Raw genomic sequence first — 758 nt, 5'->3', positions numbered from 1 at the left:
ATTTCGGTCAGTAACAAGATGTTATCCTGTGTCTATTCATGTGAATAGACACCGTTTTTGCTTTATACTAAGCACCGAAAATATTCATAGCTTGCTGATTTAATTAACCTTTCCCAATTAATTTATATAGAGTTGAAATACACACCATGAGAAATTCCAATCTATCCTTATTTAATAAATTTGTGTGCCATTTAACATTTATATCTTTGTGCTGTTTTGCGCTAGCAAGTCATGCAAAAGAAATGTATAGCAATACGACTCAAGCGACCATCACAACCAACTTTGGCATTATCGAGCTCGACCTTTTTAAAGACCGCGTTCCCGTAACCGTTGCGAACTTCATCCGTTACGCTAACGAAGGCTTTTATAACAACACTATCTTTCATCGCGTTATTCCCAACTTTATGGTTCAAGGTGGCGGTTTTGATCAAAAAATGAGACGAAAGCCCGTCTCTTCGCCCATTAAGAACGAAGCTAATTCTCTTATTCCTAATTTACGCGGCACTATCGCCATGGCACGAACGAACGACCCGCATTCTGCGACTTCTCAGTTCTTCATAAATGTTAAAGACAATATGCAGCTTAATAAATCCGGGCACAACGCGGGTTATGCCGTATTTGGCAAAGTAACTAAAGGACTCGAAATAGCCGATAAGATATCTAAGGTCGCCACCAAGTCTGATGGTTATATGCGAGACATTCCCGTAGACACAATAATCATTCAATCAATTACAATTACCGAACCGAGCTCCGAGCCT

Annotated in this window: 1 protein-coding gene; it reads left to right on the top strand. The window is 39.7% G+C overall.

Going from position 1 to position 758, the window contains the following annotated elements:
- Positions 1–242: 242 nt before the first annotated feature.
- On the top strand, positions 243–758 hold a 516-nt coding region (locus A3766_RS02205; RefSeq protein ID WP_068641577.1), incomplete at its 3' end, for a peptidylprolyl isomerase.

It is taken from the genome of Oleiphilus sp. HI0132 (genome assembly GCF_001635845.1).
This window is presented reverse-complemented; position numbering and strand designations above follow the sequence as displayed.